Source organism: Tissierellales bacterium (genome assembly GCA_025210965.1).
Taxonomy (GTDB): Bacteria; Bacillota; Clostridia; order Tissierellales; family JAOAQY01; genus JAOAQY01.
The window spans coordinates 1-26,888 of the sequence record JAOAQY010000090.1 but is presented as its reverse complement, the minus strand read 5'-3'; the positions used below and the strand labels follow the sequence as shown (position 1 = coordinate 26,888).

The following is a 26,888-nucleotide window of genomic DNA, read 5'->3' as shown; positions in this document are numbered from 1 at the left end:
GTTAGATTCTGATAAAATACAGCAATCTATAATCAACATACTTCACAACGCTATCAAATACACTCAAGAAGAGGGTGCAATAAAAGTAGAGCTCTATAAAGAAAATGATTTTGCAGCTATCAAAATAGAAGACAATGGATGTGGAATTCCAGAAGATGAACTTGAATTTATTTTTGAACGTTTTTATAGAGTTGATAAAGCTAGAAGTCGTCAAACTGGAGGGACAGGTCTAGGCCTTCCGATAGCTAAACAAATAATAGTGCTTCATCAAGGTCATATTAGCGTTGAAAGTGTAGTTGGAAAAGGAACGACCTTTACAATTTTATTACCGATAAACAGTTAATGGAGGAGAATATGAGAAAATTAATTAAAGTCTTATTTGTTCTGGTGATTATGAGCTCAATTGTAGGATGTGTTCAATCAGAAAAAATAGAGGAGAGCGATGATAATTATCCCATTATTAGTCCCTTTACGGGCAATTATGGAGAAACTACTAAAATTTATTTTCCAAAGAAAAATGAAAATAAGCTTAGCGCAGAAGAGAGGCTTATAGAAAATAGAAATAAATCATATGAGGAAATAGTTTTAGATGAGTTATTAAAAGGGCCAGAGAGCAGTGAATACAGAAATATCATACCTAGTGGATTAGAGGTATTATCGGTAAATGTAATAGGTCAGATTGCATATTTAAACTTTAGTGACGAATTTATAAAGACTCCTTATAACGAAAGTGAAGAATTACTTTTGGTTTATTCTATAGTAAATACTATGGCTGAATTAGACAAGGTAACTAGGGTGCAATTTTTAGTAAATGGAGATAGAGCAGAATTTATAAACAAATACATTCAATTATCTGAGCCTCTTGATCCAAGTCAGTTTATTCAAAATACAGAGGTACAAACACCTTCTATGGTTATTCGGGAATATTATAGAAAGTATAGAGAGGGGCAAATTGTAACAGAGTATCACAGTGATGAAAATACTGAGGTTGAGAATTCTATTAGCAAAGATGAAATGTGGAATATGGAAATTCAGGATATAAGTTACAACAAATATAGTTCCAAAATGAATGTGAAAGTTGAATTAAAAAAAGCTAATGAAAAAATAATACAGAATATAGATTTGGTTTATGAAAAAGATAGGGGATTTAAAATAGTAAAAATAGAAGATTAGATAATGTCTAAAAAAATAAAAGACTTTCGGTATAGGTAAAATAGCATGCTGAAAGTCTTTAAATACAATACACTAAAAATACAGAAAATTTACAATAAAACAACTATAATTAAAAGGGTTGAAAAGCCCTATGATATATGGTATTATAAGGAAGTCGTAAGGAACACGGCTTCGACATAGAAAAATATAATACATGGGAGTAGATGGGTGCTGGTGTGCCCTCTGGTCTTCAACACCAGTTTGAGGCGTTAGTAGCGTCTTAGGTAAGTTCGATTCTTACATACTCCCGCCAAATTTGATAACTGCATATTTGCGGTTATTTTTTTGTTTAAAAGTGGAAATTTAGTAAGAAATGAAAAAAATAACAAATTCTTATTTTTTAGAAGTCTGATAAATGCTATAATAAATATGAGATGCTCTTAGAGAGGAGAACACAATATGGAAAGCAACATAATGGTATGTGTGACACAACAAAAAAATTGTGAAAGATTGATACATGAGGGGAAAGTACTCATAGATCATTCTGATGAAAATAGTAAATTATACGTTATTCACGTAGTAAATGAGAAGGATAAATTTCTTTATCAATTAGATGACAGTGAAGCGTTGGAATACTTATTTGAAGTTTCGAAAGAAGTTGATGCGGAACTAATAGTAAAAAGAAATAATGAAGTTCTCAAAGTATTGACGAAAACGGCCAAAGAATTGGGTATAACAGATATAGTAATGGGAAGTGCAAAAAATAAAGTGCAAACTAGTCGTTTTGAAGAAAAACTCAGGATGAAACTTAAAAATCTAAACTTCCATGTTTTATAGATAAAATAAATATAAAATGAGAGGACGGTTTTATGAATAGTGAGACTTTTAGAGACTTAAGAATAAAGAAGATCTATCTCGAAACAGAGGAACAAAAAGTCTTTTTCTGTAAACATAAGAGAACAGATGAAACATATTTAGTTCATGCGATTATTAATCAAAAACCATTTGAACTTGTAAATTTTGATAGAATGAATGAAGTACTAGGCTGCTATGATTCGATTTATGAAGAAGAGCAAGTTAGGTATTTGATAATAAAAAGTGAGGAAAGTTTTGGAATAGAAAGCTACCTTGATAAAAATGAATTGAGTGATGAGCAAAGGATTAACTATACAGAATTCTTGTTGGAAAAATTAGATCAGCTTAGGTTTTTACCTATACAAATACTTTGTTCTCTATTTAGCTATGAGAATGTAATAATTGACTTAAATGATGAAATGTCATTTTTGGGATTGATTATATTAGACAAAAGCTATATGAAACTTGATTCAACAGTTCTTTTTAATAATTTTGCAGATATGTTAACAGACTTTTTTAAAGATCCTAAAACTAGAAAATTGCCTAAGGAAATAAAGGCAATAGTAAAGAATTGTAGAGAGAGAAGATATATCAATTACAATGGATTAAAAAACGATTTTGCAGCATATGCAGAAGTTATTAAAAGAGAGATTTATTTAAGACAAAAACAAGAAGAAAAAGAGCGCAAAAAAATAATCAAAGAAAGAAAAAATATCAGAAGTGTGTTTAACAACTCTGAAAAATCAATGAAAGAAACAGCAAAAGAAGAAGAAATAGTTGTTGAAAAAATAGAAATAGAGCAAGAAATACCACAAGAGATTGCTGAAGAAAATATTGCAGTAGAAGAGAATGTAGAAGTTAAAGAGACATTTGAAGATACTGGTAAAGTTGAGCAATTAGATGATATATACAGTAAATTACAACAAAATGCCTATATGGATGCTAAATTTGAAAAGCAAGATACTATACCGCTTGCTAATTTAGACACGTTTGACAGTGGCGATGATGAAATAAAAGAAGCGTTAGTTGATGAGTTCTTTAATGCAATTAGAGAACTTCCAGAAGATGATAAAATAGACAATCACAAATCTAAAGAAGTAGTAAAAGTGAAGGAATCTTTGCTAAATATGAAAACTATAGCGACATTTTTGGGAGTAACTATTGCTATGGTTGTTGTGCTTTATTTAGTATATTCAATGGTATTGAAGAAAGATGCTAATATAGATACTGCTAAAACTCAAGTTACACCTACTGTAGTTTCTGAAAATAGTGTTGTTGAAAAGCAACAAGAGGCAAGTGCGGAAACAACAGCTAATGATGATGTAGCTGCTGAAAGTGAGAATACAGAATCTCAACTTGAGACAGAAGCAATAAATAATGGGAATCTCGAATTGATTCAAACAATAAAAGAAGATGAATTGTCTGCGTTCTATGGTGGAGAACTTCTGAAGAAAGCGAATCCACAAAATAGTCCTTTAGCAGACAGTGAAGAAGTTTACAAGGGAACACATTCATTTAAGCTTGTAAATGAGACTAATGAGAAAAAAGAGTTCTATGTGGGTGGAGTTGAAGGAAAGAAGGACAACAAAGGTGCTAGTGTTAAACTTTGGCTTAAATCTGACAAAAAACAGACAGCTGTTTTAGCGGCGCTAGTAAATTCAGAAAATGGCAAAACTCCATATAAGGTGTCTAGACCAATATATCTTTCAGAAGCTGGTTGGATGCAATATGTTATTGAAATAGAACAAAATAATTTTGAAACTGCACAGATTTATGTAAGTACAGTTGAAAAAAGTTCTGTATGGATTGACGATTATGAAGTAAACTACAAATAAAAGGAAGTGACTTAATATGGGAAATGCAGTATTTGTAAAGCGAAGAGAAAAATTGTTAAGTGGATTGGAAGATGGGGTAATAATGATTCTATTTTCAGGAGAATTAGTTTATAGAAGTGCTGATCAAACATATCCATTCTGTGTTAATAGGAACTTTTACTACTTAACTGGCATAGATGAGCCAAATATCAAATATTTGGCATATAAATTAAACGGCAAAGTTACTGAAAAGATATTTGTTGAGAGAATAGATTTACAGATGGAAAAATGGATTGGCAAGAAAATTAGAAAAGAAGAAGCTAGTGAAATTTCTGGAATAAAATTAGCTGATTTCGAGTATAATTTTGAGTCAACTCTACAGAATTTAATGTTCAATTACAAGTTCGAAAGGGCGTATATGGATCTAGAGAGACGCTCTTTTGAAGGAGATGGAACTACATCAACTAGATTTGCAGACAAAGTTGTAAGCAACTATCCACAATTGAAGCTAGAAGATTGCTATTTTGATATAGCTAAAATGAGAATGTTAAAAGATGAGTATGAAGTTTCTAAGATTGAGAGAGCTATAGAGATGACAGATAAAGGCGTACAATGTCTTCTTGAAAATGCAAAACCAGGTCTAAAAGAAAATCAATTAGAAGCTTATTTTGATTTTGCTATAAAAACAGAAGGCGCTACGGGTCATGCTTTTAAAACTATCGCAGCAGCAGGTAAAAATGCCACAATATTGCATTACGAAGATAATAATACAGAGATAAAGGATGGAGAACTTATACTATTTGACTTAGGTGCTGAGTATGAGGGCTATTGTGCTGATATAAGCAGAACATTCCCTGTAAATGGAAAGTTCTCGGATAGACAAAAAGAAATTTACAATATTGTTTTAAAAGCACAATTAGAAACTATAAAAGCTATTAAACCGGGACTTACAACAGCGGAAATAAATGAGGTTACAAAGAAAGTCCTAGCAGAAGAGTGTAAAAGAATTAAGTTGATTGAAAAAGATGAAGAACTTTTTGAATACTATTTCCATGGAGTATCACACCCATTAGGTTTAGATACTCATGATGTAGGAGAAAGAAGTGCTAAATTAGCGCCGGGCGCAGTTATAACAGTTGAACCAGGATTGTATATTCCGGAAGAATCTATTGGAATTAGAATAGAGGACGATGTTTTATTGACTGAAGATGGATGCATTAATTTATCTAAATCAATAATTAAAACAGTTGAAGAGATAGAAGCATTTATGGCAAAGAAAGCATAGGCATACTATGAAAAAACTATTTTATAATGGTAAAATATTAAAATTTGAAGATAAGGGTTATAAATTCTACGATGCAATTTCCATTGATGGAGATTGCATCGTAGATTTATACAATGAAATTAAATTGGGTGATTTTGATGATTGTGAATGCATTGATTTAAAGGGTAAATTGATGCTGCCAGGTTTTAATGATAGCCATATGCATCTTGTGAATACTGGGTTACAATCATATAAAGTTGATTTTTCTAATTGCAATAGCATAGCAGATATGAGAAAACAATTGATAGAGCATATAAACGAAAATGAGAAGAGTTTATATGGTGATTGGATATTAGGCTATGGCTGGAATGAAAAACGATTTGAAGAGGGAAGGCTACCTAATGCTGATGATATAGATGATATTTTAGGAGAAATTCCATTTTTTTCACCGCGAATATGTGGTCATATTGCATTGTTTAACTCTGCAGCCGCATTGAAACTTGGTTTAGATGAAAATGTAAATGATCCAAAAGGAGGTCAATTTGATAGGAAGTCAGATGGCAAGCTCAGTGGAATTGCTAGAGAAAATGCACTTTTTGAGGTATTTAATAAAATAGATTTGCCAAACGACAAAAAAGAGCTAAAAAAAATAATTGTAAATATGATAGAAGAGTTAAATGCTAAAGGATTGACTAGTGTACAGACCGATGACTTTTCTCATGTAAGAAATCCGGAAGTAATTATAGAAGCGTACCGAGAATTAGAATGTGAAGGATTATTAAAGTGTAGAATAGATGAGCAAAGATTATTTTTAAATACTATGGATTTTAAAATTCATGTTGGAAAATACAATAATTTTAAAGATGGTGAATATTTTAAGCTAGGACCACTAAAGTTATTATTAGATGGATCATTAGGCGCAAAGACTGCAGCACTCAGTGATAATTATGAAAAAAGTGAAACCAATGGAATATTGGCATTTACAGATTCAGATGTTGAAAGATTTTTGGAGATAGCTTTAGAAAACGAAATAGAATTTGCAACTCATGCGATAGGTGACAAGGCTATGATGCAGGTACTAAATGCCATGAAAAAAATTCAAGATGCTAATGATAGGTCATTTAAAAGATCCAAAATAGTGCACTGCCAAATAGGGAGTGAGATGGTTTTTGATAGAATGGTTAAACAAAAGGTACGAGCATCTATACAGCCTATTTTTGTTTCGAGTGATTATAGTATGGTAGAATCATGTGTTGGGGTAAATAGAGCAAAGTACAGCTATGCGTGGAAATCTATGAGTGATAGAGGTATTGGGCTATCAGGTAGCTCGGATGCCCCTATAGAATCATTTGACCCGTTACTTGGAATATATGCAGCGGTTACTCGCAAAGATTTAGAGGGAAATCCCAAAGATGGGTGGCATCTAGAGGAAAAGCTTAGCGTTGGAGAGGCGGTGCGAATTTATACACTTGGAAGTGCTGAAGATACTGGCGAGTCGAAGACTAAAGGAAATTTAAAATCTGGATATAAAGCAGATATGGTAATACTATCTGAGAATATATTTGATATAGATTGTGACGAAATCAAGAATGTGTTTGTCGAAAAAACGTATTTGGGTGGAGTTAAGGTCTACGATAAATATGAGTAATCAAATAGATAGTGAATAAAAAATAGCAAATAAAAAAGAGATGGAGATATCTAAATTTGATAATTCCATCTCTTTTTGCATTCATATAAAATCACTAGTCAAATTTGGATTAACAAGCTTGTATTAACCTAAATTTGCTGATAGTTTTTTAGCTAAATCCTGGCATATAGAGGTTATTGCCTTATCTAGAGATTGGATGTTAGAACCACTAGCTTGAGCAAAATGAGTATTACCACCACCATTACCATCAATTAACGATTTAATATTACTTATAGCAGAGCTTACATCAATGCCGCTTATCTTTTTGTTTTGGCTAATAGCTATTTGACATTGAGTTTCTGTTTTGTTTCCTAAGACAATAATATAAAGCCCTTCTTGACTAAGTGTTGTTGCTATTTCTTTAAGTAATTTGAAATCATAATTTTCGTAAGTTTGAGATATTAAGAAAATACCACCGAAATCTTGTCTTTTTCGCTTCAAGAAATATCTTTGGTATGCTATTTCTTTTTCTTCGAAGAATTTTATTTGATCGTTCAGGTCTTCGGTTTTTGATATCATGTGGTTTATATTTTTCTCTAGATTATCAAAATTAGAAGATGTTATAGCGAATAAATCGTTTAGTACTAAGCTTTGCTTTTGAAATATAGATAATGCTCTATGACCACATACGAAGTGAAGTCTCAATTTTCTATTTACCTTCTCGCTACGAATGATTTTTATCATACCTACTTCGCCAGTAGTAGATACATGCGTTCCGGCACATGGATTTTGCTCTAAAGAATCGATTTCTACAACTCTTATAAAATCGTAGTTATCGTATGAAGAGTCTAAATTTAGATGAGATAATTTTTTCTTGCTGAAATTTTTACAAGAAATTGATAAATTGCTAGAGATTATATCCTGACAAAGAGATTCTACCTTGTTTGTTTGCTCTACATTTAAACTATCAGTATCTAAATCTATGGTAGTTGTATTAGCTCCTATTTTAAAACCGACAGTATCTAGATTGTAAAGCTTGTTTATCGAATAAGATAATATATGTTGACCAGTGTGCTGCTGCATGTGATCAAATCTTTGTTTCCAATTTAATGAAAGATGGACGTTGGTTTCGGTTATATTTTCTGGTAGGACGTGGTATAACTTATCACCATCTTCTAGAGTTTCTATTAGAGAAATACCGTTTATACTTCCGTCCTCACAGGGCTGTCCTCCAGACATGTGAGGATAAAATATAGTTCGATCAAGTTCTATATAGTAGCGGTTGTTCTTTTTGAAACGATGAGTAATCTTAGCATCTAATTCAGTCAAATAAGGATTTGTTAAATAGTATTTTTTTGTTGTCATAGCTTACCTCCATTTTAAATCCAATTCGTCAGCTAATTTGACAGCCTCGGTTAGATAAGTATTCATATACGTTTTAGCTTCTGCTAAAAGCTGATTAGCTTCTGTTATTTTGTATTCGTTTTTTTCTTCTATTCCTTGCTTAAATAGTTTGAATGCTTCTAATTGCTTTTGAGCACCTCGTAGATATATCTGGTGCAATTGTCGAACATCATTAGTTTCTGGTTTTATATCACTTAATTCCTTTACAAAAGTTTCGTAAGTTGGAAGCGTAGACGTAGACAATAAGCTATACATTTTTTGATAATAAGCGTCAGTATCTTCTTCTTGAAGTGTGATTTGATTGAATTCGTTAATAGCATCAGATTCAAATTCTGATATTTTTAGCAAGTCTACATTTAGAAAATGTTTGAAGTCAGATTTTACTTCATTTTCACAACCTGTCATCAAAATCATAGAAATAGATATGAAAAAACAGAAAAATATATTTTTTTTAGAATAAACCATGTTTAAACCTCCTAATAAGTGCTATTATTATTTTAGCACTTATTAGAGGATTTGAAAACAAATGAAATAAACTCTAATGTATAAAGTGGCTAATAAATTAATTAAGAGAGGTAAAACGATGAAAAAATATGAGTATAAATTTATAAATTTGAGATTAAATGGAATGACGGATATGAGACTAACGAAAAAACACGAAGACCAATTAAATGAACTTGGAAAAGAAGGCTGGGACTTGCATCAAATGGTTCAACTAAAAGCGGCTAGAAATCTAATTGCGGTTATGAAAAAAGAGCAGGAGTGATAAAATGTGCATCTCTCAAATTATGGTGAATATTTTGACTATTGATGCAACATTACTAACTGATAGCGAAAAACGAGGCTATTACTACATTATGGCAGGTATGCTGCTTGTTATATGGGCATCTAGGCGATTTGGTAGGAAAAATAAACGTTGAATATATATGCATATCTAGAATAAAAATTCAAAAAACTATTGAAATTTATTTCCAGAAGATTTATAATTGAAGCAGAGGAGGGACGATACTAATGACAAATCAAAATCTAATCAATGTAACCTCTGAGATAGGCAAACTGAAAACGGTTTTATTGCACAGACCTGGAAAAGAACTCGAAAATTTAACTCCAGATGTGTTAGAAAGATTGTTATTTGATGATATTCCATATTTGAAGATAGCACAAGAAGAACATGATGCGTTTGCCAAAATCTTAAGAGATAATGGTGTTGAAGTACTGTATTTAGAGAATTTGGCAGCAGAGTCACTCATCAATGATGAGATAAGAACAGCTTTTGTAGAGGAATTTATTGCAGAAGCTAATATCAAAGGTGAAGAAACAGAAACTCAGGTGAAAGAATATTTGAAGCAATTCAATAATCAAGAACTTGTAGATAAAATGATGGCAGGAATCAGAAAAACAGAACTTGGTGAGATGAAATCTAAACATCTTTCTGGAATGGTTCATTCTGATTATCCATTTGTTGCAGATCCTATGCCTAACCTTTATTTTACTCGTGATCCTTTCGCGACTATGGGTGCTGGTATTACATTAAATCATATGAGAACAGAAACTAGAAATAGAGAAACTTTATTTGCGAAGTATATATTCAAATATCATCCTACTTATGGAAACGATCAGGTGAAAATCTGGTACGATAGAGATGAAACTACAGCTATAGAGGGTGGAGATGAGTTAGTACTTTCAGAGAAAGTAATTGCTATTGGTATATCCCAAAGAACAGATGCTGATTCTATAGAGAAATTAGCAGGAAGATTGTTAAATAATGGTCATAAATTTGAAACTATTTTAGCATTTGACATACCTAAGAAGAGAGCCTTTATGCACTTAGACACAGTGTTTACGATGGTTGATTATGATAAGTTCACAATTCATCCAGGAATTGAGGGACCACTTAGAGTGTTTGCTATAACAAAAAATCATGATGGAGGACTTCAGATTGAGGAAGAAGTAATGAATCTTGAAGAAATCTTAAAGAAACATTTAGAGCTTGATAATGTAACCTTGATTCGTTGTGCTGGCGGTGATAAAATAGATGCAGCTAGAGAACAGTGGAATGATGGTTCGAATACATTGGCGATTGCACCAGGTAAAGTAATCGTTTATTCTAGAAACTATGTAACGAACGAGATTCTTCAAAAGCATGGCATTGAGACATATGTTATGCCAAGTTCGGAGCTTTCAAGAGGTCGTGGGGGTCCACGTTGTATGAGTATGCCTCTAGTAAGAGAAGATTTGAAATAAAATAATTAATTGTATAATTCGAGGAGGAATTAACTATGGCATTTAACTTAAAAGGTAGAAATTTTTTAACATTGATGGACTTTTCTCCAAAAGAAATTAACTATTTTCTAGATTTAGCTAGAGATTTAAAGAGAGCTAAATATGCTGGTTACGAAAGACCAACATTGACAGGTAAAAATATCGCTTTGATATTTGAAAAGGCATCTACAAGAACTCGTTGTGCATTTGAAGTTGGAGCGAAAGATCAAGGTGCTAATGTAACTTATCTTGGACCAACTGGAAGCCAAATTGGTAAAAAAGAATCATTTGCCGATACAGCTCGTGTATTAGGTAGAATGTATGATGGTATTGAGTATAGAGGATTTTCTCAAAGAAACGTTGAAACATTAGCTGAGTATGCAGGAGTACCTGTATGGAATGGTTTGACTGATGAAGACCATCCAACTCAAATTTTAGCAGACTTCTTGACTATTCAAGAACATATAGACAAGCCACTTAACGAAATCAAATTTGTTTACGCTGGTGACGGAAGAAACAACATGGCTAATGCACTTATGATTGGTGCAGTTAAAATGGGTATGGACTTCAGAATTGCAGCTCCAAAATCATTATTCCCAGAAGAAGAATTAGTAGCTAAATGCCGCGAAGTTGCGGAAGAAACTGGAGCAAAAATCACATTAACAGAGAGCGTTGACGAAGCAGTAGCTGGCGTTGATGTAATCTACACTGATGTTTGGGTTTCTATGGGTGAAGCTGAAGAAGTATGGAAAGAAAGAATTGAATTACTTAGCCCATACCAAGTAAACATGGAAATGCTTGAAAAAACTGGTAATCCAAATGTAATATTTGAGCACTGCTTACCTGCATTCCACGACTTAAACACAGGTGTTGGTAAAGAAATTTACGAAAAATTTGGTTTAGAGTCAATGGAAGTAACTGATGAAGTATTCGAAAGCAAGCATTCAGTAGTATTTGATGAAGCTGAAAACAGAATGCATACAATCAAAGCAGTAATGGTTGCTACATTAGGAGCTCAATAAGAATTACTAAACGAGAATTGATAAGAGATCATAGCTCTTTAAAACTATATAAAAGGATAAAAAAGGGGTCGACATAGGCTCCTTTTTATTCTAAAATAATCTTAGGTAGTTTGAATTTGTGGGGAGGGTACTAAATGAAAAAAATAGTAGTGGCACTAGGAGGAAATGCGCTTCAGGCTGCAGGCAAACCAGCAACAGCAGAAGCACAATTAGAAGTAGTAAAAGAAACAGTTAGCTATTTAGCTGATATGATTGAAGAAGGCTATGAGGTGATAGTAGCTCATGGTAATGGACCTCAAGTGGGTAGAATTGTACTTCAAAATGAAGCAGCTAAAGAAGTTACACCAGCTATGCCTTTTGATGTTTGTGGATCTATGAGTCAAGGTATGATTGGATATCACTTGCAGCAAGCACTTGGAGTAGAACTTAGAAAACGTGGAGTAAAAAGACCAGTTACAACAGTTATTACTCAGGTAGTTGTAGATGAAGCGGACGATGCTTTCAAGGCACCAACTAAACCAATTGGTCCATTCTACACAAAAGAAGAAGCAGATGCTTTAATAGCTAAAAAAGGTTACGATATGGTAGAAGATGCAGGAAGAGGCTATAGAAGAGTTGTTGCATCTCCAATTCCAAAGAAAATAGTTGAAATTGAATCAGTTAAGACATTAATTGATGCTGAAAATATCGTTATTACAGTTGGTGGTGGCGGAATCCCAGTAATCGAGAAAGATAATGGAGATTTAGAAGGTGTTGCAGCTGTAATAGACAAAGATTTCGCATCTGAGAAATTGGCAGAAGATTTAGACGCTGATATGCTACTTATATTGACTGCTGTTGATAGAGTTGCTATAAACTTTGGTAAACCAGATCAAAAAGACTTAGCTGAAATCAACATTGAAGAAGCTAACAAATATATTGAAGAAGGACATTTTGCACCAGGAAGCATGCTTCCAAAAATAAAAGCAGCAATGAAATTTGCTGAATCAAAAACTGGAAGACGAGCTATAATAGCATCACTAGGAAAAGCTAAAGATGCTTTAGTTGGTGAATCTGGAACATGCATAGTTAAATAATTTAAATTGGGGTAGGGGATAAAAGTCTCTTACCCTTTATTTTTTTATGAGAAGAAGGTGCTGGTAAAATGAGTCAGTTGGTGAAGTGGAATATAATTTTCATAGTCAGTATACTGATGATGCATCAAGGACATGTAGTTGGGTTATTAGCAGTTTTATTGCTAATTTTTTTTATAGATAAAAAAATGTTATATAAAGATAGGATAATAACAACTTTAATTATATTGCTAATTATATGTTTGAGAATAGTAATTGCAGAAAATACTGTAGAAAAAAATTTTAAAGAATATGAAATTAGCAGTATATTTAAAATAGTAGACATAAAGGGAAGCGAATCATACATAATAAAAGAAATATCTAGAAAACAGAATGTAGAAATTAGACGAGATATAAATGAAAAAACAAAAATGAGTTTATTCAATCCAAATCATCATAGTGGAAAATATCTGATGTATGCAGAGGAAAAACTTAGAATAGGAGATATCATACAAATTAGAGGCAAATCAAAAGCGGCTAGGCAGTATAGAAATAGAGGTTTATTTGATTACAATAGATATTTGAAAATTAGAGGAATTGATTCGATTTTATACCCTAAAGATTTAAAACTTCTAAAAAGAAAACCAAATATAGTAGAAAATATAAGACAGAAATATATAGATTCTGTTATTAGAACAAGCGAATATATTGCAAAAGATTATAGGGGAATATATCAAAAACTTTTAAGTGGAAGAAACTTTGAAAAGTCTAGTGGAGAAGATAAGTATCGTAGCGCTGGATTAGCTCATCTTCTAGCTATATCAGGTCTGCATATAGGTGTTTTGTATTTTCTGATAGAAAAAATGCTGATATTGCTTAAAATAGAACGTTTCTACAGGGGAAGTGTTGAGATTTTATTGTTGCTTTTCATATCAACAATACTCATAAATTCGATAACTGTTTATAGGACATCTATAGTTCTTATTATAATAATACTTGGAAAGATGTTTCATAAGAGAACAGAATTTTTTTCTAGCTTATCAATTACTAGCTTTCTTTTGCTTTCAGTACAGCCGTATTATATATACGATGTTGGGTTTCAGCTTACGTTTGCAGCTATGTTGGCTATAGGTTTATTCAATCGAAGAATAAAGCCAAAATTAAGAGAAAACCAAATGTATGAATTTTTAATTTTCCCGCTATGGATTCAATTATTCATATTACCGATTGTACTATATCATTTTCAAGAAATACATATAGCGACATTAGTTTTAAATATAATGGTAGTCCCATTTTTTATAATATTAATTGCCAGTTCGTATGCACTTTTAACTTTTGGTTTCATTCGAATGATTGCTATAGGACTAAGTTTTATAATAAATGGAGTATTTTATTACAATGATATTTGCATAGAGTGGATTTCAAATATATTACCACTTGAAATGGATGCTTGCAATTTAGGGGTGAAAGCAAATATTTGCTATTATGTATTCATAGTATTATTTCTATATGGAGATAGGATAAATATAGAAAATAAACTTTGCCAGAAGGCTCATTTATGGGAAAAATGTAAGGAGATATTTATTTATGCATCGCTTATAGCGATATGCATAGAACCCATAGTGACATATATCAATCCGCTAATCAAAATTCATATTCTTGATGTGGGTCAAGGTGATGGCATATTGATAGAATATAAAGGTGAAAATTACATGATAGATAGTGGTGGTGATAGAAGAAATATCGGAAGGGCATTTGAAAGAAACTTAAAACCATATTTATATAAAAATGGAAAGCTACCTATAAAATATTTTTTTGTATCGCATTTCGATTACGACCATTATGGAGCACTAAGTGAAGGAATGGGACGTATTCCTATAAAATATATAATTACATCACCATATACTTCCAAAAAAGAGGCATATAAGGCATTTGTTAAATCAGCACATAGTGCAGGTGTAAAAACGAAACGAATGGCTTTAAATCAAAAAATAGATGCATCACCGAGGATTCAAATTGAAGTGATTGGTCCCGATTCAATGGATGAAGACGAAAATAACAATTCACTTGTATTGTTACTGAAGGCATATGATAAAAAAATTCTGTTCACAGGCGATATGAGTATACGTGAAGAATGTAAAATTAGAGATAGATTATATTGTGAAAATATAGATATATTAAAGGTAGGTCATCATGGGAGCGATAGTTCTACTTCAGAAGATTTTTTAGAATCAGTTGATCCTGAGATAGCACTTATATCGGTAGGAGCAAATAATAGTTACGGGCATCCATCTGATGATGTAATAGATAGATTAGAAAGACGAGGAATAGATATATATAGAACAGATAGAGATGGAGAAATAATATTAACTTTAGGACCTAGGTGTTGTATAATAGAAACATATGCCCAGAGGCAAAGAAGAAGTGAAAATATAGAGATGTTGTTCTATTTGAGCTATATCGTAATTGTGGGAGAGATGTTAGTATGTACTATAAAAAGTACTTAAGTGATGTGAAAAACAAAAAATTGAAACCGTTAGTATTGATATACGGAGAAGAACTATATATATTGGAAAAGATAATGGATGCTATAAAATCAAGCTATGTAGATGAGCAATTCGAATCGCTCAATTATATAAAGGTTGATGGAAAAACAGGGTCTCTTTCATCTATAATAGAGCAAGCAGAGCAAATGCCATTTATGAGTGAAAAAAAGCTCATGATAATACAGGACCTTAATCTATTCAGCCAAAGTATGGAGGGAGAAGAGTCTTTCTATAAATACTTAGAAAGTACTAATCAATCTACATTGATGGCATTTGTACTCAAAGATTATAGCTTAGATAAGAGAAAAAAGGTATTTAAAGCTATAAAGAAATATGGACAGATTATAGAATTGCCGAAACTAAAGAGTCCTGAATTATCTAAGTGGATAGGAGCACAATTACAAAAAGAAAAGAAGGAAATAGCTAGTAGAGATTTGAATTATATGATAGAAGCTATCGGATATTTAGATCGAAATAGTGAAAAGAATTTATTTGATGTCAAGCATGAATTAGATAAGTTAATAGATTATTTAGAAGATGAGATTTATGTAAAGAAAGAATCTATAGATGCAGTATTTGTAAAATCCCTTCAGAATAACATATTTGCATTGGTAGATAATGTAGTTGAAAATAGAAAAGAGAAGGCTTTAGGGCTACTTGATGATATGTTATTAGCAAATGAGCCTGTAAATAGAATACTTTTCATGATTATAAAGCAATATAGAAACTTGTTGTTTTCAAAAGCATTGGTAGCTAAAGGATATTCGCAAAAAGAAGTTGCGGAGAAGTTAAAGGTTCATAGTTTTGTAGCTTCGAAATTGGTAGCCCAGCAACAAAAGGTAAAGCTAGCAGATTTGAAGAGATCATATACTCTTTGTTTAGAGGCTGATAGAAATTTAAAGATGGGAAAGCTTGAACAAAAATTAGCTTTAGAAGTTTTGATTGCAAAGTTATAGATAATAGGTATTGTTTAATAAATTAGAAAATAATAAACGAAAAAGAGGCGAGACTTCATATGAAGTTTCGCCTCTTTGATATGTTAATTACATAGCTTTGTTCATTCTTTTAGTTAAACGACTAACTTTTCTTGAAGCAGCTTGCTTACTAAGAATGTTTTTAGCAGCAGCCTTATCTAAGTACTTTTCAACTGTTCTTAAATATGCTTTTGCCTCATCCATATTATCTTGTTCCAAAGCTAATTCGAATTTCTTGATATAAGTCTTGATTCTAGACTTTTTCGTTCTGTTATTAGCTGTTTTGCTAGCAGTAACCAATATTCTCTTCTTAGCAGATTTGATATTTGCCATCCTGCTCACCTCCTTATATTCAACTGACAAAACTAATTTTAACATGACAAGGGGAGAATTGCAAGCTAAATATAGAGAAACATCGGATTAAATTTCTTTTTTTTTCAATTTAAAAATGATATAATGGGGAGAGTATGGATTCTGTAAGTTTTAGAGCTTGAAAAAACGCAAATCAAAAAAAGCAAAGGTGATGATCAAAATGACAGAAAACAAAGTATCTTGGAAAGCAGAAGCCTTAGATTGGGCAAAGAGTATAGCGATAGCGGTGGCTATAGGCCTTTTTATAAAGACCTTTATATTTAATACAACATATGTAGATGGTCACTCAATGAATCCTACCCTACATAATGGGGATAGGCTAATAACAGCTAAGATAGTTTATTATTTTGGAGATCCAGAAGTTGGTGATATAGTAGTACTTCATGCACCAGATCGTGATGATGCAGATTATATCAAACGTATAATTGGAGCCCCTGGAGATGAAATTTTGATTCAAGATGGTAAAATTTATAGAAACGGGACTGCGCTAGAAGAACCTTATATTGAAAAAGATATACATACATATGGTGAATATGTAGAAGGAGAGACTATTAAAGTACCAGAGGATAAATACTTTGTTGTAGGTGACAATAGAGTCAGAGGAGCATCTAAAGACAGCAGATATTTTAAATCAGTAGATAAAGAATTGATAAAGAGCAAAGCAGTATTTAGATATTATCCTTTCAACAACATGGGATCAGTACAATAAATTATTAGAGTAACAAGTGGATGGAGGAATAGATAAGACATGAGCAAATTTAATAATCAAAAGTATATTCGTAACTTTTCAATTATCGCTCATATCGATCATGGAAAGTCAACTTTGGCAGATAGATTGATAGAAAAGACAGGATTGCTTACGCAAAGAGAGATGAAAGAACAAGTTCTAGATAATATGGATTTGGAAAGAGAAAGAGGAATTACAATAAAGCTACAAACTATAAGACTAGTATACAAGGCAAATGATGGACAAGAGTATTTGCTAAATCTTATAGATACACCAGGACATGTCGATTTCACATACGAAGTATCTAGAAGTTTGGCAGCTTGCGAAGGTGCGGTTTTAATAGTGGACGCAGCACAGGGAATAGAAGCTCAAACACTAGCGAACACATATCTAGCGCTAGATCAAGATTTGGAAATCATGCCAGTTATAAACAAGATAGACTTACCAAGTGCTAGACCGGATGAAATCAAATTGGAGATAGAAGATGTTATAGGATTAGATACAGAGGGTATTCCTCTTATATCGGCCAAAGATGGAACTAATATAGAACAAGTACTAGAGGCTATAGTAGAAAACATACCTGCGCCAGAAGGTGATGTAGAGGCGCCGCTGAAGGCACTTATATTTGATTCATTCTATGATAGCTATAGAGGTGTTATAGCTGATATTAGAGTAGTAGATGGAAGTGTAAAGGTTGGAGATAAAATTAAAATGATGGCTTCAGAAAGAGAGTTTGAAGTAACAGAAGTTGGTATATTTGCGCCTAAAATGGTTCCTACAAAGCAATTGTCAGCCGGAGAAGTTGGTTATTTGACAGCTAGTATGAAAGATGTTAGAGACGCTAAAGTTGGTGATACTATAACACTTGCTAAGGATGGGACGGATGAACCTCTAGAAGGATACAAAGAAGTAAACTCTATGGTTTATTGTGGAATCTATCCAGCGGAAGGTGAAGATTACAACAATGTACGTGAAGCACTTGAAAAACTTCAAGTGAATGATGCGGCATTTGTATTTGAGCCAGAGACATCAGTAGCTCTTGGATTTGGATTTAGATGTGGTTTCCTAGGATTATTGCACCTTGAAATCATACAGGAGAGACTAGAGAGAGAGTTTGATTTAGATATAATTACTACAGCACCAGGTGTTATATACAATATAATGAAGACAGATGGTCAAATGATACAACTTCAGAACCCATCAGATCTGCCACCAGTGCAGGAAATAGATTATATGGAAGAACCAATGGTAAGAGCAAATATCATGACACCAACTGATTTTGTTGGACCAATAATGGACCTTTGCCAAAACAAGAGAGCCATATTTAAAGATATGGAGTATATAGAAGAAACTAGAGTTATAATGCACTATGAAATCCCATTGAATGAAGTTATATACGATTTCTTTGATGCACTTAAATCAAAGACTAAAGGATATGCTTCGCTTGATTATGAACTTATAGGATACAAGAGATCAGAGCTAGTTAAGTTAGATATACTGATAAACAAAGAATTAGTGGATGCATTCTCTATAATAGTACACAAAGAGAAAGCTTATGAAAGAGGAAGATCTATAGCTGAAAGACTTAAAGAAGTTATACCAAGACATATGTTTGTAGTACCTATTCAGGCTAGTGTTGGTACAAAGGTAATAGCTAGAGAGACTATAAGAGCTATGAGAAAAGACGTACTTGCCAAATGTTATGGTGGAGATATTTCTAGAAAGAAAAAACTTCTTCAAAAACAGAAAGAAGGAAAGAAGAGAATGAGAAATGTGGGTAGCGTAAACGTTCCACAAGAGGCATTCTTAGCTGTATTAAAATTTGACGAAAAATAATAAAACGGGGAGATTGGCAAAAGCCACTCCCTTTTTATTGATTTTGTTTGTGCAAAAAGGAGATAGAAAATATGAAAATAGGAGTTTATATACATATTCCATTTTGTAAATCTAAGTGTAAATACTGCGATTTTGCATCATATCCAAGTCAGTTTAAAAATAGAGAAAAATACTTTGAAGCTCTAAAAAAAGAAATATCACTTAGAAGTGAAAAAGCCAAAAGTATATTAGATGATGAAGAAAATATAGAAATTGACACTATATACATAGGTGGTGGAACTCCTAGTATAGTAGAACCTAAGTATATAGAACAAGTGATAGAATGCTTGAAATCAGAATTTGATTTATCTAATTGCAGAGAATTTTCCATAGAGATGAATCCGAATACTGTTACAGAGGATAAAATACTATCATATAAGAATATGGGGGTAAATAGATTTAGTTTGGGACTTCAGAGTACAAATGACGACCATCTCAAAGCGATAGGTAGATGCCATAAGTACAGTGATTTTCTAAATGCCATAAATATAATAAAAAAATGTGGTATAGAAAATATAAATGCAGATCTAATATATAATTTACCAGATGAGACGCTTGAAGATGTAATAAACGATATAGATAGATTGGCATCACTAGATATACAGCATATATCATTTTACAGTTTGACATTAATGGAAGAAACCCCTCTTTATAATCTATATATAGAAGGAAAATTAAATATGCCAGATGAAGAGCTAGAAAGAGATATGTATCATAAAGGTATAGCTAGGCTTAAAGAAAAAGGATTTTACCAATATGAAATTTCGAATTTTGCTAGAAGTGAAAGAGAGTGCAAGCACAATATAATATATTGGGAGACAAAACCCTATATTGGACTAGGTTTAGCTGCACATAGTTATTTTGATGACCGAAGATGGGGTAATGAATCTGAATTTGATAAATATATTAATTTGGTTGAGAAAAATACATTGCCGGAAATAAAAGAAAGTATAGAGCATATAGGAAGAGACGAGAAGATATTTGAGTATCTTATGCTAAATTTACGAATGACAAAGGGTTTTGAATTGGATGACTATGAGTCGAGATTTGGAGCTGAATTGGATGATGAACATATAAAAATATTTGAAAAACTGATAGATGAAGAACTCATAGAAAAGACTAGAAAAGGCTATAAATTGAGCATAAAGGGAATGGACTTATCAAATTATGTATTTGAGCAATTGATGGATTTTTAAAAAAAATTGTCGAAAGTATTGACAAAAATATTTTTTGATGTTATTTTATAGGAGAAGTAGTTAGCACTCATAAGTACTGAGTGCTAATAACAAAATGGAGTGATCGTTATGGCAATAGATAAAAGAAAACTTGCTATATTAAATGCCATTATCCAAAACTATATATTGAAAGGAGAGCCTATTGGTTCAAGAACACTTTCAAAGTCTTCGGATTTGGGCGTTAGTTCAGCAACTATAAGAAACGAGATGTCAGACTTAGAAGAACTTGGTTTTTTGGAAAAAACGCATACATCTTCTGGAAGAATTCCATCGGATAAAGCCTATAGATATTATGTAGATCACCTCATTCGAGTGAATATGACAGAGTTTTTAGAACGAGAGAAGATGAAACGCGAGCTATTTGCAGAAATGCAACAATTAGATCAAGTGATAAAAAGCGGTACTAAAATACTTTCGCAATTCACGAAATATACTTCAATTGCGATGACACCGCAGCTAGCTATGACCAAGTTGAAACATATACAGCTAGTACCGGTAGATGAATCAAAAGTTTTGGTAGTATTAGTTACGGATACTGGAATAGTGAAAAATGCATTTTTTAGAATAGACAAAGAAATTCCAGCCGAACATTTGACCATAATATCCAATTTCTTGAATGATAAATTTTCAGGACACTATATAAGTGATATAAATCAAGAGTTTAGTGAAAAGGTTCTAAGAGAACTACTAGAGGTGAAAGATTCATTTAGTCAAGTAGCTCCTCTTATAAACGAATCTATAGACAAACTTGATCAAATCAATATAGTATCTGAAGGACTCACAAATCTATTTAACTACCCAGAGTATGGGAGTATAGAGAGGGCTAGGGAAATCCTAGAATTTATTGGAGATAGAGATAGAGTTATAGAACTGCTAAATAGTCACAGAGATACAGAACCAGGAAAGATTATAACTGGAAAAGGCTCCAATGAAGCATCAAAAGTTGACATTATAATAGGTAGTGAAAATGCTCAGAATCAGCTGAAAGATTGTAGCTTAATAACAGCGACATATTCTCTAGATGGTAGAGAGGTTGGTAAAATAGGAGTAATAGGACCTAAAAGAATGAGATATGCTAATGTAATTCAAGTAATACAAGCATTGGTCTTAGATATAAATGACATATTAGATAATTTCTATAAGAAAAATAAGTAGTCAGGAAGGTGAGCAAAGATGTCGAAAGAGAAAAAAGAACAAAAGGCTCAAGAATGTGAAGAGGAAACTCTAGAAGCTGAGGAAACAGAAGAGCAGGTAGAGGAAGAAAAAACTGACAAAGAGCAGGAGAAAAAAGAAGTAGAAGCGAGTCCAGAAGAAGAATCATTTAAGGAGAGACTTGTTAGACTACAAGCAGATTTTGCAAATTTCAAAAAGAGAACAGAAAGAGAAAAATCTGATATTTACAAATATGCTGCAGAAGGTGTTATGGAAGACTTGCTTCCTACATTAGATAATTTTGAAAGAGCTCTTACAGCAGCAGAAACTGAGTCAGACTCTGAAGATGGTTTCTGTGAAGGTATGAAGCTAATATATACAAGCTTTGTTGAAACACTTCAAAAGCATGGACTTAAAGAAATAGAAGCAGAAGGTGCTTCGTTTGATCCTCAAAAACATCACGCAGTAATGCAAGCAGAAGTAGAGGGTGTAGAAGCAGATACAGTAGTAGAAGTATTCCAAAAGGGATATAGTGTAAAAGATAAAGTAATAAGACCAAGCATGGTAAAGGTCGCACGATAAATAAAAAAAGACGTTGGAGGTAATTTGATATGAGTAAAGTAATAGGAATAGACTTAGGAACAACAAATTCATGTGTAGCTGTAATGGAAGGTGGAGACGCAGTAGTAATACCAAATACAGAGGGAAATAGAACTACGCCATCTATCGTAGCATTTACAAAAGACGGAGAAAGATTAGTAGGGGAAACTGCAAAGCGTCAAGCGATTACAAACCCAGACAATACTATTATTTCTATCAAGAGACATATGGGAACAGATCACAAAGAAGTAATTGATGGTAAAACTTATACACCACAAGATATATCAGCTATGGTTCTTCAAAAATTAAAAGCTGATGCAGAGAGTTACTTAGGTGAAACAGTTACAGAAGCGGTAATTACAGTACCAGCTTATTTCACTGATAGCCAGAGACAAGCAACTAAAGACGCTGGAAGAATTGCTGGATTAGACGTAAAGAGAATCATCAACGAGCCTACAGCAGCATCACTTTCATACGGACTTGATAAAGAAGATGAGCACCAAAAAATCATGGTATTTGACTTAGGTGGTGGTACATTTGACGTATCAGTACTAGAACTTGGTGATGGAGTATTTGAAGTATTAGCTACTAAAGGTGACAATCACTTAGGTGGAGATGACTTTGACGAGGCAGTTATGAACTACTTTGTAGCAGAGTTCAAACGTGAAAATGGGGTGGATTTAACTAGCGACAACATGGCTATGCAGAGACTTAAAGAAGCAGCAGAAAAAGCTAAAAAAGAGCTTTCAACTACAATGACAACAAATGTCAACTTGCCATTTATCACAGCTAATCAAAATGGACCAATGCACATGAACTTAGATCTTACTAGAGCTAAATTTGATGAGCTTACGGCAGCATTAGTGGAGAGAACAGCAGGACCAACAAGAGCAGCACTTAGCGATGCAGGTATTGCTACTGGTGAAATTGACAAAGTAATATTAGTTGGTGGTTCTACTAGAATCCCAGCAGTACAAGATGCAGTTAAGAAAATTACAGGAAAAGATGCTCATAAAGGAGTTAACCCAGATGAGTGTGTTGCACTTGGAGCAGCTATTCAAGGTGGAGTTCTTAGTGGAGAGGTTAAAGACGTATTGTTATTAGACGTTACACCACTTACATTAGGTATCGAAACATTAGGTGGAATTGCTACACCACTTATCGAGAGAAATACTACTATTCCTACTAAGAAGAGTCAAGTATTCTCTACAGCAGCTGACAATCAAACAGCAGTTGACATTCACATCGTTCAAGGTGAGAGAAAAATGGCAGGAGACAACGTAACACTTGGTAGATTCCAGCTTACAGGAATTGCACCAGCTCCTAGAGGAATTCCTCAAATTGAAGTAACATTTGATATCGATGCCAATGGTATAGTAAATGTTTCTGCTAAAGACTTAGGTACAGGTGCAGAGCAAAAAATCACTATCACAGCATCTACAAACCTTTCAGAAGATGAGATCAAAAAGAAAGTATCAGAAGCAGAGCAATTTGCAGAAGATGACAAGAAGAAAAAAGAAGGTATCGAAATCAGAAACAATGCTGATTCTACAGTATACCAAACTGAGAAGACTTTAAAAGACTTAGAAGGCAAGATTTCAGAAGAAGACAAAAATGAAGTTCAAGCTAAGGTAGAAGAGCTTAAAAAAGCTATCGAAGCAAACAACTTAGATGATATGAAAGCTAAGACTGAAGCAGTAACAGAGACATTCGGAAAAGTTTCTCAAAAAATGTATGAGCAAGCTGCAGCACAACAACAAGCAGCAGGAGCACAAGGTGCTGGCGCTCAAGGCGGAGCAGGAGCTCAAGACGACAATGTGGTTGATGCTGACTATGAAGTAGTAGACGATAAATAGAAATTACTAGAGAGACTAAAAATCGCAAGATATAGTTCTTTGAAATAAAACTTACAAGCTAACGGTCAAAAATCTTGACCGTTAGCTTGTATTCTTACGCAAAATAAGTTATAGTGTAATGTAGACTATAGATAAAAAAACCTTATATGAGGTGAAGATGAATAATGGAAAAAAGAGATTATTATGAAGTGCTTGGTGTCGCAAAAGATGCCGACGAAAAATCGATAAAAAGTGCATATAGAAAAATTGCAAAAAAGTATCACCCTGATTTAAACAAAGACAATCCAGATGCTGAAGATAAGTTTAAAGAAGCCAATGAAGCGTATGAAGTCTTGGGAAATGCAGAAAAAAGACAAAGATACGATAGATTCGGACACGCAGGAGTAAATGGACAAGCTGGCGGTGGTGCTGGTGGATTCGGAGGATTTGAAGGTTTCGAAGGATTTGGTGGCTTCGAGGACATATTCGATATGTTTACAGGTGGATTCGGCTCATCATCTAGAAGAAGAGGACCTAGAAAAGGTGCTGATATTCAGATGAGAGTAGATATAAGCTTTAAAGATGCTGCATTTGGAACGGAAAAAGAAATATCATTTAGAAGACAAGATGATTGTTCTGTTTGTCATGGAACAGGAGCTAAACCAGGTACTAGCAAGAATACTTGTAGCAAATGTCATGGAACAGGAAAGATAAATGTTAGACAAAATACTCCGCTTGGAGCTATGATGACACAGAGAACTTGTGATCAATGTCATGGAGCAGGTCAGGTTATAGAATCACCTTGTGAAAACTGTCATGGAACTGGATACGAGAAAAAGAAAAAGAAAGTTACTCTTAAAATACCAGCTGGAGTGGATACAGGTTCAGTAATTCCGCTTAGAGGAGAAGGTGAACCGGGTACACTTGGAGGCCCTAGAGGGGATCTTTATGTGTATATCAATATATTGCCGCACGAAATATTCCAAAGAGATGGAAATGACGTGCACATAGTTATGCCTATAAGCTTTGTACAAGCAGCACTGGGCGATGAGATTGAAGTACCTACATTAGAAGGAAAAGTTAAATACAAGATATCAGAGGGAACACAGTCTGGAACTGTATTTAGACTCAAAAATAAAGGTATCGTAAGTCTTAGAGGCTATGGTAAGGGAGATCAGTATGTAACGGTAGTCGTTGAAGTACCAAAGAGTCTGAATGAAACTCAGAGGTCAGCCCTTAGAAAATACGCTGAAACTACAGGTGATATGGTGAATGAGCAGAGAAAGAACTTTTTCGAAAAGGTGAAAGACGTTTTTAACTAAAGGATAAACCAAAAAGGATGTGGAAAGATGAAGTGGATTGAAGTGCAAGTCAAAACGACCACAGAGGCTTCAGAAATTGTTACAAATTTACTTTATGAATCAGGAGCAGAGGGACTAGTTATAGAAGATCCTCACACTATATTTGAGCTTGAAAAGAAACCTGGTGATTGGGACTATGTCGATGAAGAAATCAACAATTACGATTTCGAAGGCGTAGTTATCAAAGGTTATCTTGAAGAAGCAAACGATTTAGTGGACAAGATTGATTTATTAAAGCAAAATATAAAGTTAATCGAAAGCTACGGCATCGACTATGCACCAGGTGAAGTATCTATCAGTGAGATAGAAGATTCAGACTGGGCAGAAGAGTGGAAAAAATACTATAAGCCTGCGAGAGTAGGAGAGCATTTGATTATCAAGCCAACGTGGGAAGAATTTGACACGCAAGAAGGCGACATAGTAATCGATATCGATCCAGGCATGTCTTTTGGTACTGGTACACACGAGACTACTCAGATGTGTATGCAGCAATTAGAAAAAAATGTTCATCAACACGATACAGTTATAGATGTAGGGTGTGGAACAGGAGTACTAGCTATAGCAGCTGCTAAGCTTGGTGCTATCAATACTTTGGCAATAGATCTTGATGAAGATGCTGTAAGAGTTGCTAAAGAAAACGTAGAATTAAATGGAGTAAAAAATAGAATTAACGTTAAGCATGGAAATCTGTTAGACATGGTTGATTTACAAGCTAACGTAATAGTTGGAAACTTATTAGCTGAGATAGTTGTGATGCTTGCAGATGGAATTAGAAAATTCTTGGAAGATGATGGAACATTTATATCATCAGGTATCATATTAGAAAAAGTGGATATGGTAGTAGAAGCTCTAGAAAGAAACGACTTAGAAGTAGTAGAAATCCAAAAAATGGGAGAATGGGCGTGCATAGTATCACGACCAAAAGCCTAATATGAGAAAGTTTTTTGTATCTTCTGATCAGATTGATGGTCAGAAGATTTTTCTAGAAGAAGAATCATATAAACACATGATTCAAGTGCTCAGAATGGAAATCGGAGACGAAATGTGGATATCAGATGGAGAATCTATGGAGTATTTTTGTTCTATAGAATCAATAGACATAGATGAAAAAACTCTAATATTGGCTATATCTGAAACTAGAGAGTTTAGTGTAGAGTCACCACTAGATATTTGCCTTTGTCAAGGACTTCCAAAGTCTGACAAAATGGACATGATAGTACAAAAAAATACAGAGCTAGGTATAAATACTATAATTCCACTAGCTATGGAAAGATCCATAGTGAAATTAGATGCAAAGAAATCAGCGAAAAAATGCGATAGATGGCAAAAAATAGCTCAAGAAGCTGCAAAGCAATCAAAGCGCAACAAAATACCAACTATAGAAAGTGTACGAAAACTTCCAGAATTATTGAAAACAATAGAGGATGGAATCATATTAGTACCTTATGAAGATGAGAAAAAACAAACCCTAAAAGAAACACTCAAATCACTAGATAGAAACAAGAAAATTTATATAGTGATAGGACCAGAGGGTGGATTTGAGGAATCAGAGATTGATATGTTGAGAAATCACGGTGCAAAGATATTGTCACTTGGACCAAGAATTTTGAGAACTGAGACTGCAGGTCTTATGATTCATTCTATATTGCAATACGAACTTGGCGATGTAGGGGAAAGCAAATCATAAGAACGAAAGAAAAACAAAAAGCAATGAATCATTTACGATTTTTAAGGATAGACTTAAAATACGAAGAAGTAT

At 33.4% G+C, this 26,888-nt stretch carries 25 protein-coding genes and 1 tRNA gene; 23 read left to right on the top strand and 3 right to left on the bottom strand.

Annotated features, from left to right (window positions below; translation table 11 throughout):
* The 7 genes from N4A40_06910 to N4A40_06880 all read left to right on the top strand — a co-directional run.
* The coding region (locus N4A40_06910) for a cell wall metabolism sensor histidine kinase WalK (protein MCT4661577.1) at window positions 1-343 on the top strand (343 nt) is incomplete at its 5' end.
* 11 nt (window positions 344-354) lie between these two features.
* A complete protein-coding gene (locus N4A40_06905; protein MCT4661576.1) occupies window positions 355-1,173 on the top strand; it encodes a GerMN domain-containing protein in 819 nt (272 codons plus the stop codon).
* A 195-nt stretch (window positions 1,174-1,368) separates the two neighbouring features.
* A tRNA-Sec gene (locus tag N4A40_06900) sits at window positions 1,369-1,465 on the top strand.
* Window positions 1,466-1,611: 146 nt separating this feature from the next.
* Window positions 1,612-1,989, top strand: a complete 378-nt coding sequence (locus N4A40_06895) for a universal stress protein UspA (GenBank protein MCT4661575.1) — start codon at window positions 1,612-1,614, stop codon at window positions 1,987-1,989.
* Window positions 1,990-2,021: 32 nt separating this feature from the next.
* Window positions 2,022-3,842, top strand: a complete 1,821-nt coding sequence (locus tag N4A40_06890) for a hypothetical protein (protein ID MCT4661574.1) — start codon at window positions 2,022-2,024, stop codon at window positions 3,840-3,842.
* 16 nt (window positions 3,843-3,858) lie between these two features.
* On the top strand, window positions 3,859-5,106 hold the full coding sequence (locus N4A40_06885; protein ID MCT4661573.1) for an aminopeptidase P family protein: 1,248 nt from the start codon (window positions 3,859-3,861) through the stop codon (window positions 5,104-5,106).
* Window positions 5,107-5,113: 7 nt separating this feature from the next.
* Window positions 5,114-6,733: an amidohydrolase gene (locus N4A40_06880; GenBank protein MCT4661572.1), complete on the top strand. Its 1,620-nt coding sequence runs from the start codon at window positions 5,114-5,116 to the stop codon at window positions 6,731-6,733.
* A 123-nt stretch (window positions 6,734-6,856) separates the two neighbouring features.
* Here the strand turns inward: N4A40_06880 and N4A40_06875 are convergent, their stop codons facing one another.
* Together N4A40_06875 and N4A40_06870 are read right to left on the bottom strand one after the other, a co-directional pair.
* Window positions 6,857-8,077, bottom strand: a complete 1,221-nt coding sequence (locus tag N4A40_06875; GenBank protein ID MCT4661571.1) for a DHHA1 domain-containing protein — start codon at window positions 8,075-8,077, stop codon at window positions 6,857-6,859.
* 3 nt (window positions 8,078-8,080) lie between these two features.
* The gene (locus N4A40_06870) at window positions 8,081-8,581 is read right to left on the bottom strand and encodes a hypothetical protein (GenBank protein ID MCT4661570.1); all 501 of its coding nucleotides are present in this window, start codon (window positions 8,579-8,581) and stop codon (window positions 8,081-8,083) included.
* A 118-nt stretch (window positions 8,582-8,699) separates the two neighbouring features.
* On the opposite strand from N4A40_06870, the gene N4A40_06865 reads away from it, so the two are divergent.
* The 7 genes from N4A40_06865 (at window position 8,700) to holA (ending at window position 15,954) form a co-directional block, all read left to right on the top strand.
* Window positions 8,700-8,882: a DUF4177 domain-containing protein gene (locus N4A40_06865; protein MCT4661569.1), complete on the top strand. Its 183-nt coding sequence runs from the start codon at window positions 8,700-8,702 to the stop codon at window positions 8,880-8,882.
* 22 nt (window positions 8,883-8,904) lie between these two features.
* Window positions 8,905-9,036 carry a hypothetical protein gene (locus N4A40_06860; protein ID MCT4661568.1) on the top strand — a complete coding sequence of 44 codons (132 nt, stop codon included), beginning with the start codon at window positions 8,905-8,907 and terminating at the stop codon, window positions 9,034-9,036.
* A 91-nt stretch (window positions 9,037-9,127) separates the two neighbouring features.
* Window positions 9,128-10,360: an arginine deiminase gene (gene arcA, locus N4A40_06855; protein MCT4661567.1), complete on the top strand. Its 1,233-nt coding sequence runs from the start codon at window positions 9,128-9,130 to the stop codon at window positions 10,358-10,360.
* A gap of 35 nt (window positions 10,361-10,395) precedes the next feature.
* Window positions 10,396-11,400, top strand: a complete 1,005-nt coding sequence (argF, locus tag N4A40_06850) for an ornithine carbamoyltransferase (protein MCT4661566.1) — start codon at window positions 10,396-10,398, stop codon at window positions 11,398-11,400.
* Window positions 11,401-11,534: 134 nt separating this feature from the next.
* Window positions 11,535-12,476, top strand: a complete 942-nt coding sequence (gene arcC, locus N4A40_06845; protein MCT4661565.1) for a carbamate kinase — start codon at window positions 11,535-11,537, stop codon at window positions 12,474-12,476.
* 68 nt (window positions 12,477-12,544) lie between these two features.
* The gene (locus N4A40_06840) at window positions 12,545-14,959 is read left to right on the top strand and encodes a DNA internalization-related competence protein ComEC/Rec2 (protein MCT4661564.1); all 2,415 of its coding nucleotides are present in this window, start codon (window positions 12,545-12,547) and stop codon (window positions 14,957-14,959) included.
* A complete protein-coding gene (gene holA / locus N4A40_06835) occupies window positions 14,938-15,954 on the top strand; it encodes a DNA polymerase III subunit delta (protein ID MCT4661563.1) in 1,017 nt (338 codons plus the stop codon). The genes N4A40_06840 and holA overlap by 22 nt, the downstream gene beginning before the upstream one ends.
* Before the next feature lie 87 nt (window positions 15,955-16,041).
* On the opposite strand, the gene rpsT is transcribed toward holA, so the two are convergent.
* Entirely contained in the window at window positions 16,042-16,305 is a 264-nt protein-coding gene (gene rpsT, locus N4A40_06830; GenBank protein MCT4661562.1) for a 30S ribosomal protein S20, read from the bottom strand.
* Between the two features lie 199 nt (window positions 16,306-16,504).
* On the opposite strand from rpsT, the gene lepB reads away from it, so the two are divergent.
* The 9 genes from lepB to N4A40_06785 all read left to right on the top strand — a co-directional run bounded on the left by lepB (window position 16,505) and on the right by N4A40_06785 (window position 26,816).
* Window positions 16,505-17,053 (top strand): signal peptidase I, encoded by a 549-nt coding sequence (lepB, locus tag N4A40_06825; protein MCT4661561.1) that lies wholly within the window; start codon window positions 16,505-16,507, stop codon window positions 17,051-17,053.
* A gap of 39 nt (window positions 17,054-17,092) precedes the next feature.
* Entirely contained in the window at window positions 17,093-18,907 is a 1,815-nt protein-coding gene (lepA, locus tag N4A40_06820) for a translation elongation factor 4 (protein MCT4661560.1), read from the top strand.
* 71 nt (window positions 18,908-18,978) lie between these two features.
* Complete coding sequence (gene hemW / locus N4A40_06815; GenBank protein ID MCT4661559.1) at window positions 18,979-20,142, top strand: radical SAM family heme chaperone HemW; 1,164 nt, start codon at window positions 18,979-18,981, stop codon at window positions 20,140-20,142.
* Window positions 20,143-20,250: 108 nt separating this feature from the next.
* The gene (gene hrcA / locus N4A40_06810) at window positions 20,251-21,336 is read left to right on the top strand and encodes a heat-inducible transcriptional repressor HrcA (protein ID MCT4661558.1); all 1,086 of its coding nucleotides are present in this window, start codon (window positions 20,251-20,253) and stop codon (window positions 21,334-21,336) included.
* A gap of 18 nt (window positions 21,337-21,354) precedes the next feature.
* Window positions 21,355-21,915, top strand: coding sequence for a nucleotide exchange factor GrpE (gene grpE / locus N4A40_06805; GenBank protein ID MCT4661557.1), 561 nt, complete (start codon window positions 21,355-21,357; stop codon window positions 21,913-21,915).
* 29 nt (window positions 21,916-21,944) lie between these two features.
* Window positions 21,945-23,789 carry a molecular chaperone DnaK gene (gene dnaK / locus N4A40_06800; protein ID MCT4661556.1) on the top strand — a complete coding sequence of 615 codons (1,845 nt, stop codon included), beginning with the start codon at window positions 21,945-21,947 and terminating at the stop codon, window positions 23,787-23,789.
* 164 nt (window positions 23,790-23,953) lie between these two features.
* The gene (dnaJ, locus tag N4A40_06795) at window positions 23,954-25,090 is read left to right on the top strand and encodes a molecular chaperone DnaJ (GenBank protein ID MCT4661555.1); all 1,137 of its coding nucleotides are present in this window, start codon (window positions 23,954-23,956) and stop codon (window positions 25,088-25,090) included.
* 27 nt (window positions 25,091-25,117) lie between these two features.
* The gene (prmA, locus tag N4A40_06790; protein MCT4661554.1) at window positions 25,118-26,059 is read left to right on the top strand and encodes a 50S ribosomal protein L11 methyltransferase; all 942 of its coding nucleotides are present in this window, start codon (window positions 25,118-25,120) and stop codon (window positions 26,057-26,059) included.
* A gap of 1 nt (window position 26,060) precedes the next feature.
* Window positions 26,061-26,816: a 16S rRNA (uracil(1498)-N(3))-methyltransferase gene (locus tag N4A40_06785; protein MCT4661553.1), complete on the top strand. Its 756-nt coding sequence runs from the start codon at window positions 26,061-26,063 to the stop codon at window positions 26,814-26,816.
* Window positions 26,817-26,888: the final 72 nt, after the last annotated feature.